At 60.1% G+C, this 1,121-nt stretch carries 1 protein-coding gene; it reads right to left on the reverse strand.

From position 1 onward, the window contains the following. A partial coding sequence (locus AC3WOS_RS28430) for a hemagglutinin repeat-containing protein (protein ID WP_492720671.1) occupies nt 1-1,121 on the reverse strand: 1,121 nt, incomplete at both ends.

The raw sequence follows: 1,121 nt of genomic DNA on the forward strand, positions 1-1,121 counted from the left end.
TGCGCCGCGACACGATAGACACCGCCTTCCGCCCATTTGGCGGCCTCTTCTTCGTTGCCACTGTCGTGCAACTGTTTTTGCTGAGCATCTGCATAATCGCCGATCCGCTGCGCTGCCAACTTGCCGAACTCGGAGGTGATCGCAACCTGTGCATTGACCTCCTTTTCCAGCGCCTTGCCGTCCCAGCCTTTGGTCAAGCTGCCGCTGTCAACTTTGTCGCTGCTTACATCCCGGTCAAGCGCGGCCACAGCCTGTTCGGAAGTCTTCCCACTCAGGCTCTGCTGCAAACTGCCATTGGTAATAGAAATGGCCCCACCGCTAATTCCGGACTTGGTTGTGCTTTGCTGGCTACCACTCGCGCTGCCCACCCCGGCGCTGCCGCCCGGCACCGACTTCGAGTTTGCGGCCGCAACGTCGCCCGGCTTTTTCGCCCCGTCCTGATCCCCCGCCTTGCCACTGAAGGAAGCGCTCGCGCTGAAGGCATCAGCTTCATAATTGTCCTTGTTCCGCAGATCGCTGCTCGTCAGAGTGGCCGTAGTCAGACTGTTCTTGTCATGTTCGATGGCCGACTCTGTACTGCTCAATACGCCACCCTTCAAATCAGTATTGCCGCTCACGTTGACCTGGAAACCGCCATCCCCGGCCTTGATCCCGCTCTGCTCGATCACGCTGAGGAAATCACCCTCGACCTTGGATTTGCCGATGCTGCCACTCACCGAGCTGCTGCCATAGCAGAACGGCGGGATGCAGACGCTGACACCGACACCCGCACTGACCTGCTTGCTGTCATATTTGCTGCTATCTTGCAGGCTTTCGACGTTCAGGTTGCCGCCGACGTTGGCCACCACTGTATCGCCAACGATCACGCCGCCCTTCACGTTGGTGTCGCCAGCGCTCGCCACCGTCACCGTGTTACCGCCGACGACGTGTGTATTGCTGTGGTTCAGGTCGTCGCCATCGGCGTTGCCGCGCGCCTTGGACGCCGCGAATTCGAGCGTGAAGCCGTTTTGCTGACCGCCGATTGCAAAGCCGATGCCAATACTGGCGCCGCTGGAGCTGTTGGTGCTGTGCTGGCTGGCCTTGCTTTCCGAGGCCAGCAGGTTCACCTGGTTGTCGGCGTC

This window comes from Rugamonas sp. FW305-51, from assembly GCF_058786935.1.